Source organism: Nonomuraea sp. JJY05 (genome assembly GCF_043496855.1).
In the GTDB taxonomy this organism is placed as follows: domain Bacteria; phylum Actinomycetota; class Actinomycetes; order Streptosporangiales; family Streptosporangiaceae; genus Nonomuraea.
On record NZ_JBIEIS010000017.1, the window covers coordinates 1 to 15,658 of the forward strand.

General features: G+C 71.1%; 16 protein-coding genes. 7 read left to right on the plus strand and 9 right to left on the minus strand.

Annotated elements, in window-relative coordinates; all coding sequences use genetic code 11:
• Window positions 1-75: 75 nt before the first annotated feature.
• The 4 genes from ACFKCF_RS26590 to ACFKCF_RS26605 all read right to left on the minus strand — a co-directional run bounded on the left by ACFKCF_RS26590 (window position 76) and on the right by ACFKCF_RS26605 (window position 2,627).
• Window positions 76-315, minus strand: coding sequence for a hypothetical protein (locus tag ACFKCF_RS26590; RefSeq protein WP_394497647.1), 240 nt, complete (start codon window positions 313-315; stop codon window positions 76-78).
• A 110-nt stretch (window positions 316-425) separates the two neighbouring features.
• A complete protein-coding gene (locus tag ACFKCF_RS26595) occupies window positions 426-1,178 on the minus strand; it encodes a GntR family transcriptional regulator (RefSeq protein ID WP_394497648.1) in 753 nt (250 codons plus the stop codon).
• A gap of 152 nt (window positions 1,179-1,330) precedes the next feature.
• Window positions 1,331-1,873: a VanZ family protein gene (locus tag ACFKCF_RS26600; RefSeq protein WP_394497650.1), complete on the minus strand. Its 543-nt coding sequence runs from the start codon at window positions 1,871-1,873 to the stop codon at window positions 1,331-1,333.
• Between the two features lie 40 nt (window positions 1,874-1,913).
• A complete protein-coding gene (locus ACFKCF_RS26605; protein WP_394497651.1) occupies window positions 1,914-2,627 on the minus strand; it encodes a dienelactone hydrolase family protein in 714 nt (237 codons plus the stop codon).
• A 124-nt stretch (window positions 2,628-2,751) separates the two neighbouring features.
• Between ACFKCF_RS26605 and ACFKCF_RS26610 the strand changes: the two genes are divergently transcribed.
• The 5 genes from ACFKCF_RS26610 to kynU are packed head-to-tail and all read left to right on the plus strand — an operon-like array spanning window position 2,752 to window position 7,697.
• Entirely contained in the window at window positions 2,752-4,161 is a 1,410-nt protein-coding gene (locus tag ACFKCF_RS26610) for an aldehyde dehydrogenase family protein (protein WP_394497653.1), read from the plus strand.
• Window positions 4,154-4,951, plus strand: coding sequence for a 2-keto-4-pentenoate hydratase (locus tag ACFKCF_RS26615; protein WP_394497655.1), 798 nt, complete (start codon window positions 4,154-4,156; stop codon window positions 4,949-4,951). The genes ACFKCF_RS26610 and ACFKCF_RS26615 overlap by 8 nt, the downstream gene beginning before the upstream one ends.
• Window positions 4,948-5,379 carry a RidA family protein gene (locus ACFKCF_RS26620; protein WP_394497657.1) on the plus strand — a complete coding sequence of 144 codons (432 nt, stop codon included), beginning with the start codon at window positions 4,948-4,950 and terminating at the stop codon, window positions 5,377-5,379. Before ACFKCF_RS26615 ends, ACFKCF_RS26620 begins: the two co-directional genes overlap by 4 nt.
• 17 nt (window positions 5,380-5,396) lie before the next feature.
• Window positions 5,397-6,485, plus strand: a complete 1,089-nt coding sequence (locus tag ACFKCF_RS26625) for an ABC transporter substrate-binding protein (protein ID WP_394497659.1) — start codon at window positions 5,397-5,399, stop codon at window positions 6,483-6,485.
• Window positions 6,486-7,697: a kynureninase gene (gene kynU / locus ACFKCF_RS26630; RefSeq protein WP_394497985.1), complete on the plus strand. Its 1,212-nt coding sequence runs from the start codon at window positions 6,486-6,488 to the stop codon at window positions 7,695-7,697.
• Here the strand turns inward: kynU and ACFKCF_RS26635 are convergent.
• The gene (locus ACFKCF_RS26635) at window positions 7,690-8,070 is read right to left on the minus strand and encodes an MmcQ/YjbR family DNA-binding protein (protein WP_394497660.1); all 381 of its coding nucleotides are present in this window, start codon (window positions 8,068-8,070) and stop codon (window positions 7,690-7,692) included. The genes kynU and ACFKCF_RS26635 overlap by 8 nt on opposite strands.
• Entirely contained in the window at window positions 8,067-9,101 is a 1,035-nt protein-coding gene (locus tag ACFKCF_RS26640; RefSeq protein WP_394497662.1) for a DUF2293 domain-containing protein, read from the minus strand. Before ACFKCF_RS26640 ends, ACFKCF_RS26635 begins: the two co-directional genes overlap by 4 nt.
• A gap of 114 nt (window positions 9,102-9,215) precedes the next feature.
• On the opposite strand from ACFKCF_RS26640, the gene ACFKCF_RS26645 reads away from it, so the two are divergent.
• Window positions 9,216-10,022 carry an FKBP-type peptidyl-prolyl cis-trans isomerase gene (locus ACFKCF_RS26645; RefSeq protein ID WP_394497664.1) on the plus strand — a complete coding sequence of 269 codons (807 nt, stop codon included), beginning with the start codon at window positions 9,216-9,218 and terminating at the stop codon, window positions 10,020-10,022.
• A gap of 34 nt (window positions 10,023-10,056) precedes the next feature.
• Here ACFKCF_RS26645 and ACFKCF_RS26650 read toward each other — a convergent pair whose 3' ends face one another.
• Window positions 10,057-10,953 carry a M23 family metallopeptidase gene (locus ACFKCF_RS26650; RefSeq protein ID WP_394497665.1) on the minus strand — a complete coding sequence of 299 codons (897 nt, stop codon included), beginning with the start codon at window positions 10,951-10,953 and terminating at the stop codon, window positions 10,057-10,059.
• Between the two features lie 108 nt (window positions 10,954-11,061).
• On the opposite strand from ACFKCF_RS26650, the gene ACFKCF_RS26655 reads away from it, so the two are divergent.
• Window positions 11,062-13,764, plus strand: a complete 2,703-nt coding sequence (locus tag ACFKCF_RS26655; RefSeq protein ID WP_394497667.1) for a BTAD domain-containing putative transcriptional regulator — start codon at window positions 11,062-11,064, stop codon at window positions 13,762-13,764.
• Here the strand turns inward: ACFKCF_RS26655 and ACFKCF_RS26660 are convergent.
• Together ACFKCF_RS26660 and ACFKCF_RS26665 are read right to left on the minus strand one after the other, a co-directional pair.
• Window positions 13,761-14,279, minus strand: a complete 519-nt coding sequence (locus tag ACFKCF_RS26660) for a GNAT family N-acetyltransferase (RefSeq protein WP_394497669.1) — start codon at window positions 14,277-14,279, stop codon at window positions 13,761-13,763. The two genes, ACFKCF_RS26655 and ACFKCF_RS26660, sit on opposite strands and share 4 nt — an antisense overlap.
• Entirely contained in the window at window positions 14,276-15,622 is a 1,347-nt protein-coding gene (locus tag ACFKCF_RS26665; RefSeq protein WP_394497671.1) for an NERD domain-containing protein, read from the minus strand. The genes ACFKCF_RS26660 and ACFKCF_RS26665 overlap by 4 nt, the downstream gene beginning before the upstream one ends.
• Between the last annotated feature and the right edge of the window lie 36 nt (window positions 15,623-15,658).

The following is a 15,658-nucleotide window of genomic DNA, read 5'->3' on the forward strand; positions in this document are numbered from 1 at the left end:
CGGGGCCGCCGAGACGCTGGACACGGCACCGGGCTGCTCTTGGTGCGCCAGCCGTGGGGCGCGCCACGGCCGGCGTCATGGAGGTGCGGGGCCGGCCCGCGGGTGCTGCCCGCCGGCCCGCCTCTCCTGGTCCCGGAGCCGGCCGCGCAGGCCGTCCGGGTCGTCCGCGTCGATGGTCATCGCACATCCGGCATCGCGCTGCGCCGCGCTGAGCGGACGGTGTCTCGTGGCCCACCAGCGGCCCGCGTCGCTCCGCCAGATGGTCCACTGGGGATACTCCCGGGCGATCTCGGCAAGATGCCGATCAAAGGACATCGCTGTTCGCCTTTCCCGGCCCCAGGCGAGGTTTCCATCTCCTTCGACGATGCGGTACTTCTCTAGAGAACGCAATGATCGTGCCGGACAGGTCCACCTTCCTTGACAAACTAGGCATCGAAGTCGTACTGGAGCACGTACGCGGCGGAGTCGAGCACCATCTCGTTGAGCTCGACGGGCACCCCTCCCGAGGTGTAGGCGGTCCTGGCGATCACGATCACCGGCGTGCCCCCCGGCAGGTCGAGCAGCGCCATCTCGCGGGGTGACGGCATCCGCGCCCGCACCTCCTCGGTGAAGTGTGCGGGGGAGAGCCCCAGGTCGCTCAGCCTGGCGTAGACGCCACCCGGTCCGGTGTCCGCGAGGGTGATCGCGCTGCCTTCGACCAGGTGCGCCGGGAAATACGAGGTGGCCAGCTGCACGGGTCTGGTGTCGACCGAGTAGCGGCGGCGACGTACCCATACCTCGCCGCTCTCGAGGACGCCCGCCACCTCCTCGCTGGCTCGCTCCAACACCACTTCCACCCGGTCCACGGTGAAAGGCCGGCCACGCGTGTCGGCGTCCCAGATGGCTCGCCCCTGACCCCACTGCTCTCTCGACAGGCGGCGTGAGCCGTGCCTGCGGATCGGTTTGAACAGCCGCACGTAAACCCCCGAACCTCGTTTGGGCACCGCCAGCCCTTCGTTGATCAGTACGGCAAGCGCCTGCCTGGCGGTGGCTCGTGCGATTGCGTATTCGGCCATCAGCGCGTTCTCGCCCGGTAGTCGGTCCCCGTCGCGCAGTTCGCCGGACAGGATCCGGGCGCGGAGGCCGTCGGCGATGCGGCGATAGATAGGGGGCTCGTGGGGTACCGGGGATTCAGACAACTTTGATCACCCTCTGTCACCAACCGGGTTGTGGCGTCTCCAGAGAACTTGCCCCGTCTTGTCCACGATCGCACAGATAGAAAGGTAGGTCGCGGCCTTCTTTTGAGCGGATCGTGCCCGAGTGGTGAATTCCGGTGAGTTTTAGCAGACCGTTATCGTGGAACGGTCCCGGCCGGTACTCGATCGGCCCACCAGCGCCGAGTAACCAAAGCGAAGATCACGGCACCTGCCGTGTTCAGGAGCACGTCGTCGACGGAGGAGAAACGGCCTAGTCGCAAGGCGTACTGCAGGACCTCGACGATGACCGAAAATGCGGCTGCGACCGCCGCAACGCGCGGGAGAGAGGACATGGCGCGGCTGCGCACCGGGAGCAGCGCGCCGAGCGCGGCGAACACCAGCAGATTGCCTCCGACCTGCACCAACACCGCCTCCCACGGCGCGCTGACCAGGTCGATGAGATCTTCGAACGGGACGAGACCGACTCCGGTCTGACCGCTGCGCGGGGTGAGGGTCATCCAGATCCACGGAGCCGTGCCGACCACTATGCCGACGTCGGCGATCGACGCGCGCAGCGGCGCCGGGTGGCTGGCGCGGGCGCGGTGACGGGAGAGAAGCAAGATTGCTAGCAAGCCCAGGGGAAGTGCAAACGTACCAGCAATAATGACGTTTCCCCACAATTCCCACGTCCGCGCCATCCGACCATGATGGCGATGATCTAGGGGTACCGGAAGATGTCTATCTGGACAGGGTCACCGGGAGGTGCTCGGACAGGAAGCTGAGCGCCACCTCCCAGGTGCGCGCGGCCGCCTCCGGGTGGTGGAACATCGGTGCCTCGCTGTTGTGGAAGGCGTGCCCGGCCTCCTCCTCGACATGCATGACCACGTTCTTATGGCCTTGGGCGGCCTGCTCGACGACGGCCACCCGGTCACGCCGGATGTACGGGTCGCTGCCGCCGAAGACCAGCAGGAGCGGCGCGGTGATGCGCTCCATGAGCCCGGTCGAGTCGGGCACGGCGGAGCCGTAGAAGGACAGGACCGCGGCCAGCTCCACCTGCGTGGCCAGCATGTAGTCGATCGAGCCGCCCAGGCAGAACCCGACCGCGCCGACCCCGCCCGAGACCTCGGGCAGCTCGCCCAGGTGAGCCACCGTGAGCGCGCAGTCGGCCACCCCCTGCGCGAAGTCGAACCGGCCGGCCAGCTCGATCGCGGCCGCCGTCCCCTCGGGGGTGTGCTCGCCCAGCCAGCCGGGGTGCAGGCGCCAGAACAGGTCCGGCGCGGCCACCACGTAGCCGCGCGCCGCCAGGTCCAGCGCGACCTTCTCGATGTACGGCCCCACCCCGTAGATCTCCTGGACGAGCAGGATGCCGGGTCCCGTCCCGGCCTCGGGGAACCACAGATGGACGTCGAAGCTGCCGTCGTGGGCAGCCACTTGATCGGTTCTGGTTCGCATGTGCAACAGCATCGCTCATAGCGCGGGCCGCGTTCCGGGGAGACGATGCGATCAGGAAGGTCCCGGCGCACCCGTTGTCCGCCCATCGCCCAGCGATCTATACAGGGGGGAAGAGGAGAGTGTTGTGCTGACCCATTTCATCGGTGGCGAGCCGGTGGGCGCGGGTAAGACGTTCCCCGTCCACGACCCCGTGACGGGCGCGGTGATCAGGCAGGTGCACGAGGCCGACCCCGAAGTCGTGGACCGGGCGGTGCGCGCGGCCAGGGAGGCGGCCCGCGACTGGGCGGCGATGCCCGTCGGCGAGCGCGCCGGGTGGATGCGGCGCCTGGCCGAGGGCATCGAGTCCCGCTTCGACGACCTGGTGGACGCGGAGATCGCCGACACGGGCAAGCCGATCGACCAGACCCGCACGCTAGACGTCCCGCGTGGCATCGTCAACTTCCGCGCGTTCGCCGAGATCGCCGCCCAGCGCCCGGACGACGCCTTCCACCTGTCCGGGGTGCTCAGCTACACCGTGCGCCGGCCGCTCGGCGTGGTCGCGGTGATCGTCCCGTGGAACCTGCCGTTCCTGCTGATGACCTGGAAGCTCGCGCCCGCCCTCGTCGCGGGCAACACCGTGGTGGTCAAGCCGTCGGAGCACACGCCGGGCTCGGCGGCGGTCTTCGCCGAGATCTGCGCCGACGCCGGGCTGCCCGCGGGCGTCGTCAACATCATCTTCGGGTACGGCTCCTCCGGCCACCTCCTGGTCGAGCACCCGGGGGTGGACGCCGTGACGTTCACCGGCTCCACCAGGACCGGCACGGCGATCATGAACACGGTGGCCGACCGGGTCAAGCCGATCTCGTTCGAGCTGGGCGGCAAGAACGCGGGGCTGGTCTTCGAGGACTGCCGGCTCGACCGGGCCGTCGACGGGACCGCGAAGTCGGTCTTCACCAACGGCGGGCAGGTGTGCCTGTGCACCGAGCGGGTCTACGTGCAGCGGTCGATCTTCGAGGAGTTCTGCGCCCGGCTGGCGGCCCGCGCGCAGGAGTTCGAGCCGCAGCCCATGATCTCGAAGGAGCACCGCGAGAAGGTGCTCTCCTACTACGCCTTGGCCCGCTCGGAGGGAGCCAAGGTGCTCACGGGTGGTGGCGTCCCCGCGTTCGGCGACAACCGCGATTCCGGATATTTCGTGGAACCGACGGTGGTGGCAGGCTTGTCGGAGTGGTCGAGGTTCAACAGAGAAGAGATCTTCGGCCCCGTGTGCCACGTCGCGCCCTTCGACAGCGAGGCCGAGGCGGTCGATCTGGCCAACGGCAGCGAGTACGGCCTGGCCGCGACGCTCTGGACGGGTAACCTCGACCGCGCCCACCGGGTGGCGCAGCGGCTGGAGGCCGGGCTCGTCTGGGTGAACACTTGGTATCTGCGTGACCTGCGCACCCCGTTCGGCGGCATGAAGCTGTCGGGCATCGGCAGGGAGGGCGGCGTCCAGTCACTCGACTTCTACTCTCAACCCACCACGATCACCATCAGACTGGAGCAGCCCGATGCATGACGAATGGTCCGAGGCCGTGGACACGCGGTCCCAGGTCGCCGACCGGCTGGCCGACGCCGCGAGTTCCGGCAAACCGTGCCCGCCGATCAGGGACCTGGTCGGCACGGTGGCCGAGGCGTACGCCATTCAGGAGATCAACACGCGGCGGGCCCTCGGAGCGGGGCGGCGGCTGGTCGGCAGGAAGATCGGCGTGACCAACGTCGTGCTGCAGCGGCAGTTCGGCATCGACCAGCCGGACTACGGCATGCTCTTCGCGGACATGTCCTACTGCGACGGGCTCCCCTTGCCCATCGGCGCCTTCCTGCAGCCGCGGGCCGAGGCCGAGGTCGCGCTAGTGATTGGCAAGGACCTGGCCGGCGGGCCGTTCACGGCCGTCGACGTGCTCAGGGCGGTGGAGTTCGCGCTGCCCGCCATCGAGATCGCCGACTCGCGGATCGCCGACTGGGACATCTCGCTGGCCGACACGGTCGCGGACAACGCCTCGGCCGGCGCGTTCGTGCTGGGCGGCACGCCCGTCCCGCTGACCGGCCTCGACCTGCGGGCGGCCCGGATGACGATGACCCGGGGCGGCGAGGAGGTCTCGACCGGCTCCGGCGAGCTGGTCATGGGCAACCCGCTCAACGCCGCCGTCTGGCTCGCCACCCGGCTCGGCCGCACCGACTACGCGCTGCGCGCCGGAGACGTGGTGCTGACCGGCGCGCTTGGCCCGGTCGTGCCCGCCGGCCCGGAGGACGAGTTCGAGGCGCGCATCGAGGGGCTGGGCTCCGTCCGGGCGGTGTTCTCCAAGTGATCGAACGCACCAAAGGGCTCCTGGTGCCCGGCAAGGCCGCTCCCCGAGGCAGGTTCCCGCACGTCAAGCAGGCTGGCGACCTCCTGTACGTCTCGGGCACGAACTGCCGGCGCATCGACGGCACCTTCGTGGGCGTGGAAGTGGACAACTACGGTGCGACGAGCCTGGACATCCGCGCTCAGACCAGGGCGGTCATCGAGAACATCGGCGACATCCTCAAGGCCGCCGGAGGCTCGCTCGGCGACCTGGTTCAGATCACTACCTATCTGGTCAACATGAACGACTTCAACGGCTACAACGAGGTCTACGCCGAGTTCTTCGACGAAGAGGGGCCCACGAGGGCCACGGTCGCGGTGCACCAGCTCCCGCACCCGCACCTGCTCATCGAGATGCAGGCCGTGGCCTACCGTCCGCAGGAGCGGCCATGACATCCCGGGGTTGAGCCGTGCGCGTATCCGTCCTGGGGCTGGTGGTGCTGATGGCCGCCGGTTGCGGCGGGACGACGCCGCTCCTGGCCGAGGGCGATCCCCTGGTCAAGGTCGGCGCGATCATCTCGCAGACCGGCGTGTACGCCGCGCTCGGTGACGACATGGAGGCCGCCATGCGTCTCTACCTGGACGACCACGGCGGGCGCCTGGGCGGACGGACGGCCCGGCTGGTCGTGGCCGACGACGCGGGCAACCCGGAGGAGGGCCAGAAGCAGGCCAGGCGGCTCATCGAGGACGAGGGCGTGAACGTGCTCACCGGGCTGATCACCTCGCCCGTCGCCGAGTCGGTGGTCAAGGTGGCGGGCCGCACGCCCGTCGTGATCGCCAACGCGGGCGCCGACGCGCTGGGCGGCCCGAACGTCTTCCGCGTGTCCTACACCAACCACGCCCACGGCTACGCGGCCGGCCGGTACGCCGCCGAGCGGTACGGCAAGGAGGGCGTGGTGCTCATGGCCTCCGACTACTCGGCGGGCGTCGAAACGCTCAGGGGCTTCGCCGAGGGATACGGCGCGCAGCCCCTCAAACGCATCCTGACGCCCTACGGCCGGGTCACCGACCTGGAGCCGTACTTCGCGCAGATCCCGCCCGCGACGAAGCTCCTGTACGCGTTCTACGCCGGCGCGGAGGCGGTCGAGTTCCTGAAGGGGTACCGGCAGCACGCCTCCAAGATCGCGTTACTGGGCTGCCAGAACCTCACGGACGAGGACGTGCTGCGGGCCGTCGGCCGGGAGGCCGAGGGCATCCCCACCGTCGGCATGTACTCGCCCGCGCTGGACAACCCGGACAACGCCGCGTTCGTGGCCAGGTGGCGGGCCAGGACCGGCCGGAACCCGTCCGCGGTCGCGCTCCAGGGCTGGGACGCGATGCGGCTCATCGACCGGGGCTTGTCCGCGAACGGCGGAATGGCGGCGGTGGGCGAGCTGGACGGGCCGCGAGGAACGTTCCGGCTGGACGCGACCCACAACCCGGTGCAGAACTGGTACGTCCGCGAGTACCAGAATGGCGTGAACCGGATAGTCGCCACCATCCCCCCGCAACAGGAGTGAATCGTGGACCGCGACCAGTGCCTCGCCCTCGACGCGAACGACCCGCTGCGGGCTTTCAAGGACGAGTTCGTGCTGCCTGAAGGGGTTGTCTACCTCGTCGGCAACTCGCTCGGCGCGCTGCCCCGCCGTACCGCCGAACGGGTGCGGCAGACGGTCGAGGAAGAGTGGGGCGGGCAGCTCGTCGGCGGCTGGAACCACGCCGGCTGGTACGCCCAGCCGCTGACCGCGGGCGACCGGCTGGCCCCGCTGATCGGCGCGGGCCCCGGGCAGGTCGTGGTGGGCAACACCACCTCGATCGCGGTCTTCCAGGCGGTGGCCGCGGCGCTGCGGCTGCGTCCCGACCGCCGGGTGATCGTCTCCGACGTCCGGAACTTCCCCACCGACCACTACATGGTCCAGGGGCTGGCCGGGCTGCTCGGCGGCTACGAGGTGCGCGACTTCGCGCAGGGGCGTTTCGACGACGCCGCCGTGGTGCTGCTGTCGGAGGTCGACTACCGCACCGGCGCCCGCCACGACGTGCCGTCGGTCACCGCCCGCGTGCACGAGGCCGGCGCGCTGATGGTCTGGGACGTGTGTCACAGCGTGGGGGCCATGGACGTGGACGTCTCGGGGGCCGACTTCGCGGTGGGGTGCACGTACAAGTACCTCAACGCGGGGCCGGGCGCGCCCGCCTTCCTCTACGTCAACCCGCGCCACCACGCCGCCGCCGAGAACGTGCTGTCCGGCTGGCACGGGCACGCCGAGCCGTTCGCGTTCGAGACCGGCTACCGCCCGGCGGAGGGCGTCCGGCGGTTCGCGGTGGGCACCCCGCACGTGCTGTCGTTCGCGGCGCTGGAGGCGGCGCTCGACGTGTGGGAGCGGGTGCCGATGGACCAGGTGCGGGCCAAGAGCATGGCGTTGACCTCGCTCTTCGTGGACCTGGTCGGCGACGCGCTGGAGCTGGTCTCGCCCGCCGACGCCGCCGCCCGGGGCAGCCAGGTGAGCTTCCGCCACCCCCACGGCTACCCCGTGATGCGGGCGCTGATCGACCGGGGCGTACACGGGGACTTCCGCGCGCCGGACATCCTCAGGTTCGGCTTCGCGCCGCTCTACATCGGCTACGCCGACGTCTACGACGCGGCGGCCACGCTGCTCGAAGTGCTTGCGCCAGACTCGACGGGCAAGGAGCTGTGGCGGGACGAGAGGTACGCCACCCGCCTCGCGGTCACCTGACCGGGTTGTCGTCCAGCTGCTTGACCGCCCGCTTGGGCGCGATGGTCCGGTAGCTCTCCTCCACCCAGTCGAGCAGCACCTCCGTCTCGGGCAGCTCCGACAGGAACGGCACCGTCACCCACCCCGCCTTGCCGAGCCCGTGGCCGGTGGGCGCCGCCCCCTCGACGGTCAGCGCGTGGCCGTGCGCCTCCGACAGCAGCTTCACGCTGAACATCGGGTCCCACTTCTCGGTCTGCTCGTCGATGCCGAGGAAGAGGAAGACCTTCTTGTTCGCCTTGATGACGGTCTCGCCCCACGGGTGGTCCTCGTGCGCCTCGGGCAGCCCGAGCGCGAAGGCGCGCAGCTCTTCCCGTACGTCGTGCCAGTCGCTCATCCGCGGAACTCCTCCAGTTTGCGCTCGATGCTCTCCCTGATCCTGTCCCTGGCCTCCATCCTGGGCACGCCGGACATGAGCAGGCGGTCGTAGTCGGTGTCGAGGTGCCTGATGGAGGCGATGACGGCGAGCGTGATGGCGTTCTCGTCGAGCGCCTTGGCCGCCGCCGTCCTGCCCACCCGGCCGCTGCCGCGCTGGGCGGCGTGCTCGGCGATCTCCCGGGCCCGGTCCCGGGGGCAGCCGGGGAACAGCCTGGCGATCTCGGCCGCCATCCTGGCCTGGAAGTCGACGTCCTGCTCGGCCCTGCGGACTCGGTCGCGTTCGCGGCGGCGCTCGCGTACCTCCTCGTCGGCCAGGCACCGCTCCTCGGCGGCGGCCAGCGCGGCCTCCTCCACCAGCAGGCCGAAGCGCTGGTAGACCTTGCGCCGCCGGTTGTACCGCACGACCACCGCCGACAGGCCGCTCTCCTGCTTGGCCCGGCGGCTGAGCGCGGCGTTGCCGGACGGCAGGAACGCCAGGTGGTCCATGTCCGCGCAGGTCAGGCAGTGCGGCCGGTCCTCCTCCATGATCAGGTAGGGGCCGGTGTCGCCGCAGGAGGCGCACGTCCAGGCGTCGAGCGGGGCCACCGCCACCAGGTCGGGCACCTTGGGCTCGGTCAGCTTGCGGACCCTGGCCTCGCTGAGATCGGGCGAGAGCCAGTGCACGCGGAACGGCTCCTGCCCGGGCCCGGAGGTGAAGCGCAGCTCGCGGCGGTCGCGGGTGCCGGCCACGTACGGCGTGTCCACCGGCTTGAGCCCCTTGGCCAGCGCCCACTCCCGCAGCAGGCCGGCCGTCGTGAGCAGGCGGTCCTCGTCGACGGCCGCCAGCTCCGCCAGCGTGCCGGCCCGGCCCTGCCGCCAGGTGTCCACGTGCCTGGAGTGCAGCCAGCGCAGGCCCGTCACCACGTCGATGAACGTCACGTACTTCCGCGTGGTCAGCGCGATCTCGGCCGCCTCCGCGACCCTGCGTGCCAGGTTGGGCTTGCTGCTCATGGGCTCCAGTCTCCCGCGCCTTTGTCGTGAGATGGCGAGACCGGCAGCTTTGCTTTTGCCCATCGCGGCAAGTAACACGTTCGGACCACCGGCCGTGAGGCCATGGAGGATATCGTGCGCCTGTTCTTGCCGGCCGTGCTCATGCTCGCCACCTCATGCGGCCTGGCCGAGGACGGCACGCAGCCCGTCGTCACGGGCGCGTTCGGCACCAAGCCGATCGTGGCCATACCCAAGGGCGGCCCGGGCCGCACCCCGCGGATCACCGTGCTGTCGATGGGCAGCGGGAGGCGCACGCTGCCGGGCGACGTGGTGCTCGCCGACGTGGACATCCGGCGCTGGTCGGGCAACCAGCCGTACCTGAGCACGTACGACGGTCACCAGCCCACCTCGGTCGTCTTCGACGGCAGGCGGGTGTCGGAGACCTGGCGGCAGGCGCTCATCGGCCGGCCCGCCGGCAGCCGGATCATGCTGGTCAGCTCCGCGGGCGAGGCCCTCGGCCCGGACGCGCCGCTCACGCTGACCGATCTCTCGCCCGCCGACACGCTGGTGCTCGTCTTCGACGTCCTGGGCGGCTACCCGCCCGACGCCCGGCTGGTCGGCCGCACCCTGCCGGTGATCCCGAAGGACCTCGCGCCCGGCTCGCCGCCCCGCACGCTCATCGACGGCTCCGGCGAGGAGGTCCTCGCCGGTTCGAAGGTGGTGGTCCAGTACGTGGCCGCCTCATGGCCCGAGCGGACGGTCGTGGACTCGTCCTACCGGAGGGGCGGGCCGAGCGCGTTCACGCTGAAGGAGGGGGATGTGCCCGACGGCTGGCTGGGCGCGCTCGTGGGCCGGCAGGTCGGGAGCCGGGTAGCGGTTTCCGGCCTGGGTGACGAGCCGTCACTCTACGTGATTGACGTGCTGGGTACGGTCCACGCATGAGAGGGGCCGGGTCCCACCCGGCCCCTCCGCCTTGTCAGTCGCAGTGTTCGAGCGGGCTGTCGTAGGTCGAGGAGCCGGCCTTGCCGCCCCATCGGACGCACTTTCCGGCCGCCGAGGCGATGACCGGCCCCGCGTAGTAGGCGAAGTTGCCCGAGTCCGTCTTCCTCGTACTGCCCTCCACTTCCAGGTAGGCCGTGGTGGCGGTGGCCGTGCCGACGTTCTTGTACTTCAGCGTGGTCACGCAGTTGTTGCCGTTGGAGGAGTTGTAGAGCAGGTAGACGGCGCCGTCGCTGCCGAGCGTGGCCGAGTCGATCACGTCGTAGCCCGAGCCGCACACCTCCGTCGGGGTGTGCGGGTTGCCGCAGTTCTTGGAGGTCACCGACTGCTGCGGGTAGCCGAAGGTGACGCCGTTGAAGACGGCCTTCTGGATGTTGTCCGGGTAGTTGGTGCCCAGCCGCACCTCGTAGTGCAGGTGGGGGCTGATGTTGTTGCCCGGCTTGCTGGTGTTGCCGACCGTGCCGATCTGCTGGCCCTGCGACACCGACTGGCCCTCGCTGACCGTACGGGTGTTCAGGTGGGCGTAGTACGTGGTCCAGCCGCCGCCGTGGTCGATCTTGACGAGGTTGCCGTAACCGTTGGTCGAGCCCTGGTGCGCGGAGATCGCCACGGTTCCCGCCGCGGCCGCCACCACTGTGTCGCCGAGGTCGGCGTCCGCGGTGCTGCCCCGGTTGAAGTCGATCTCCCACGACTGGTGCGCGCTGCTGTTGCTGGAGTTGCCCGTCCACGTCTGGTTGCAGGGGAACGGGAGCTGGAAGTTCGTGGCCAGGATCTGCGCGTCCGTCCCCGGTACGGGGTCGGCGGCGGCGACTGACGTCGTACCGAGGCTGAGTAACAAGGCGAGGCCCGCGACCATTGCTGCGCCGAGCTTCATGGGGTGATCCTTTCCCGTGGGATCTCTGAGACCAGGGTCTGGACAAAGCGCACAGGAATCGTTCAGAACCGATACAGGAAGCTGTCAGACCTCCGTAGAGGAGCCGATGTGCCGGTCACCTTCCATGTGCTCGGGCCGCTGGAGGTCCGTCGCGATGGCCGTCCCGTCCGGATCTCCGGCAGGAAGCCACGCATGCTGCTGGCGACGCTGCTGCTCGACGCGGGCCACGTGGTCGGCGCCGATCGGCTCGCCGAAGTGCTCTGGCCGCACCGCCCGCCCCGCTCGGCCCAGGCCAACCTCCGTACGTACGTCAGCTCGCTCCGCGCCGACCTCGGACCCTCGCTCCTGCGGGCCGCCGGGGTCGGTTACGCGATCGACGTGGGGGACGGCGAGCTCGACCTGCTGGAGTTCGAGGCCCTGGTCGATCGGGGCGAGTTCGCCGAGGCGCTCGCGCTCTGGCGCGGGGCGCCGCTGTCCGACCTGCCCGGCAGCCCCGTCTGGGACCGCCGCCTCGAACCCCTCGACCAGGTACGCCTGCGTGCCGCGGAGGCGCTGATCGACCGGCGCATCCGGCACGGGGACCACGACGGGGCCGTGTCCGAGCTGCGCGGGCTGCTGGCCGAGCACCCGTACCGCGAGGACCTGTGGGGGCGGCTGGTGCTGACCCTGCACAGCGGCGGCAGGAAGGCCGAGGCCCTGCGTGCCTACGCCACGGTCAGGGCCCAGCTCGTGGACGAGCTCGGCGTCGAGCCGGGGGCCGACCTGCGCGGCGCGTACGAGCTGATCCTGGCGGACGAGGCTCTGCCCGCCGTGCCCCGCCAGCTCCCGCCCCGCCTCCCCGACTTCACCGGCCGGGCCGGCGAGGTGGCCGCGCTGGGCCGGCCGTTCTCCGTCGCGGTGATCTCGGGGCCGCCGGGCTCGGGCAAGTCGGCGCTGGCCGTCCACGCGGCGCACGCGCTGTGCGCCGACTACCCCTCCGGGCAGCTCCACCTGGAGCTCGGCCTGCGGGAGCCGGGCGACCTGCTGGCCGAGGCGCTCAGGGGGCTCGGCGTTCCTGACGTGCCGCCGACCGTGGGCGAGCGCTCGGCGCTGTTCAGGTCGCTGCTCGCCGGACGGCCGATGCTGGTGCTGCTCGACGACGCCCGCGACGCGGACCAGGTGCGCCCGCTGCTGCCCGGCAACGGCAGCGCGGTGATCGTCACCAGCCGGCGCCGCATCACCGAGCTGCCCGGCGCGGTGCTGGTCCAGCTTGGACCGCTGGCGCCCGACGAGGCGCTGTCCCTGCTCGGCTCCATCGCGGGCGGGGACCGGGTGGCCCGGGAGCGCGAGGCGGCACTGGCCATCGTGGCCTCCTGCGGCGGGCTGCCGCTGGCCGTCAGGAACGCGGGCACGCGCCTGACCGCCCGGCCCGGGTGGTCGCTGTCGGTGCTCAGGCAGCGGCTGGAGGACGGCTGGCTCGGCGAGCTACGGGACGTGCGGGCCAGCTTCGACGACGGATACGCGCGCCTGCCCGCCGAGGCCGCTCGTACGCTCGCGACGTTCGGCCTGCTCGGCGCGTCCGCGCAGCCCGGATGGGTGGTCGACGCGGCGCTCGGGCGGCACGGGGCCGACGACGTGACCGACCTGCTGGTGGACGTCAGCCTGCTGGACCTGGTCGGCACCGACGCGGTGGGCCAGCCGCGCTACCGCGTCCCCGACCTCATCGGCCGGCACGCGCTCGAACGCGTTCCGGCTTTCCCGCTCGGACGGGAGAGCGCCGGGCCCCGGCTCGACGCGGTGGCCAGGGTGCTGGCGGCGTGGACGGCCACCGCGGAGCACGCCATGGCGCGGCTGCCGACCACCGTGTTCAGCCTCACGGCCGCCCGGGCGCCGCGCTGGCGGCTGCCCGATCGCACGCTCGACCGGCTGACGTCCGACCCGGTCGCGTGGTTCGAGGCCGAGCACGAGGCGCTGGCCGGGGCGGTGGACGTGGCGGCCGGGTCGGGCCTCGCGGAGTCGGCGTGGGGGCTGGCCGCGGCCATGGTCCCGTACCTCGACCTGCACTGCCATCTCGGCACCTGGCGGCGCACCCACACGGCCGCCCTGGCCGCCGCCCGGGCGGCCGGCGACAGGTACGGCGAGGCCGCCATGCTCAGGGGCCTGGCGCAGGTCAGCCTCTACCAGGACCGCTACGAGGAGGCGGCCGAGGGCTTCACCCGCTCCCGCCGGATATTCGCCGACCTGGGCGACCGGAGGGCCGAGGCCACCTCCATCTGCGGGCTCGGTGCCGTGAGCCAGTTCAGAGGCCGGACGGCGCACTCGCTCGGCCACTTCAGGGACGCCCTGTCCATCTTCGTGTCCACCGGCGACCGGCACGGCGAGGCGTTCGCCCGCCAGGCCATCGGCCGGGCCTGCCTGAAGTCGGGGGACCTGGAGCAGGCGTCGGAGTCGCTCGGCCAGGCCATGCGGCTGGCCCAGGAACTCGGGGACGCCCACCGGGAGGGCTGCGTGTGCCTCCAGATGGGGCACCTGCACCAGGCGATGTCGTTCCACCAGCACGCCCTGGAGATCTTCGAGTCGCTGGGGGACCGGCACTGCGGGGCGTACGCGCTGCAGAGCCTGGCCGGGCTGCAGGCGGCGCGCGGGGACCTGACGCGGGCCTCCACCGGGCTCGAACGGTCGCTGGAGATCTTCCAGGAGCTCGGCGACCTCAGCGGCGCGGCCTCCTCCACGCAGCTCCTGGGCGAGCTGTACCGCTCGGCCGGTCGCACGGGGCTGGCGCGCACCTATCTCAGCCACGCCAGCGCGCTGCGCCGCAGCCTGCCTGTCTAGGACTTTCCGGCGAGGTCGGCGCGGATCATGCTGTAACGCACGCCGTCGTGCCACTCCCCGGCGCGGAAGCCGGAGCCGCGGATGACGCCCTCGCGGGTGAAGCCCGCCTTCTCCAGCGCCCGCTGCTCGGCCACATTCGTGATCTCCGTGGACGCCTCGATCCTGTTGACCGTCGAGTGGTCGAACAGGTAGCGCGCGAGCAGCCGCTGCGCCTCGGTGCCGTGGCCCTGGCCGCGGTGCTCCGGCGCCACGATCAGCCCCATCTCCCAGTAGTAGCTGGCGCGGGTGGCGACGTGCTTGCTCCACGACATGAAGCCGATCCGCTCGTCGCCGTTCGCGATGATCAGGATGCCGCCGTCATCGCTCAGCATGCCGTTTTCCTGCCAGCGCCCGCGCAGGCGGTGGGGGTTCTGGAAGCCGTACCACTGGAACTCGCCGGTGCTGCCGGGGTCGCTCATGAGCCGGTGCAGGAAAGGCAGGTCGTCCTCTTCGACGGGACGCAGGCGAATCGTCATGATCGGGACACTAGACGACGTACCAGTCGCTTGAGGCGGGACTCCTGGAGCGGCGCGCTCTCCAGGGCGTCAAGGGCCTCCGCGGCGGTCGGGCGCTTGGCCGGGGAGTGGTCGAGCATCCTGCGTACGACCTCCGGCACGTCGGGACCGTGGGCGTCGGCGCTGGTCGGGAACTGGCCGGTGAGGAGCTGGTAGGCGATCGCGCCGGCCGCGTAGACGTCGGAGGCGGTCGTCATGAGGTCGGGCCGCTCCTGGCACTCGGGCGCCACGTAGTGCGCGTCGAGCACGTTGCCCAGCTCGTGGGCCACGGTGTAGTTGCGCGGGCCCGGCTTGGCGTAGTCGAACCCGGTGAGCACCGCGTGCCCGTCGTCGGTGACCAGGACGGAGGCGGGGGTCAGCGCCCGGTGGACGACGCCGTGGGCGTGGGCGTGCGCCAGCCCGCGCAGCAGGTCCTGGATCACGCCCAGCCGGGCGCCCTTGCCCAGCGACAGCTGCAGCGTCTCGCCGTGCACGTCGTCCAGCACCAGCACGAACCGGCTCTCGTCGTCGATGGCGAAGAAGTCGCGCGAGCGCACCACGCACGGGTGCGGGGGGATCCTGGCCAGGGTCTGGTACGCGTTGGCGATGCGCTGCCGCTCGGCCGCCCGCGCGTGGTGGTCGGCCAGCGGGTCGGCCTGGTAGACCCGCAGCAGCACGGTCTCGCTGCCCGGCAGCGTGGCGTTGAACGCGCGGTATTCGGTGATCTTGGTGTCGCCGCCGAGCTGCTCCTCGACCTCCCAGTTGCCGAACCTCGGCGGCGCGGTGCTGCGGCGTACGGTCTGGTTGAGGGCGTCGAGGATCGAGGTGAGGTACGGCTTGGTGTCCGGGCTGCAGCCGCGCCTGACCCTGGAGACGTCGCTCAGCGTGGCGAGCAGGCCGGGCAGGTCGGTGACGTTGATCGCGTCGCGCCCTGCCGGGTCGATCAGCTCGGCGTCGGGCGAGGAGAGCACGACCAGGCTGTCGACGTACACCCGCTCCAGCTGGGTCGCCTTGGACACCAGCAGGCCCTTCAGCGCCTTGGCGGTGCCCCGCAGCTTGGCCACGGGGGAGCCGAACGCCTCCCTGCGCGGCGGGAACCAGCGCGTGCCCGACACCTCGATGCGGCCCCTGGTGCCCTTGACGTCGACGATCACGATCGAGTGGCCGGTCAGCACGATCAGGTCGACCTCGAACACGTCGTGGCCGCGCGGAACCTCGATGTTGTGCAGCAGCAGCCAGTCGGCCGGCGCGTGGTCGCGCAGATAAGCGATCACCCGCCGTTCGGCGTCGTTGACCGGACGTCCCCCGCCGACGATCTCTGCCATGGGAAGTATCCTCCCACGATTGCGCATTGACAGTAT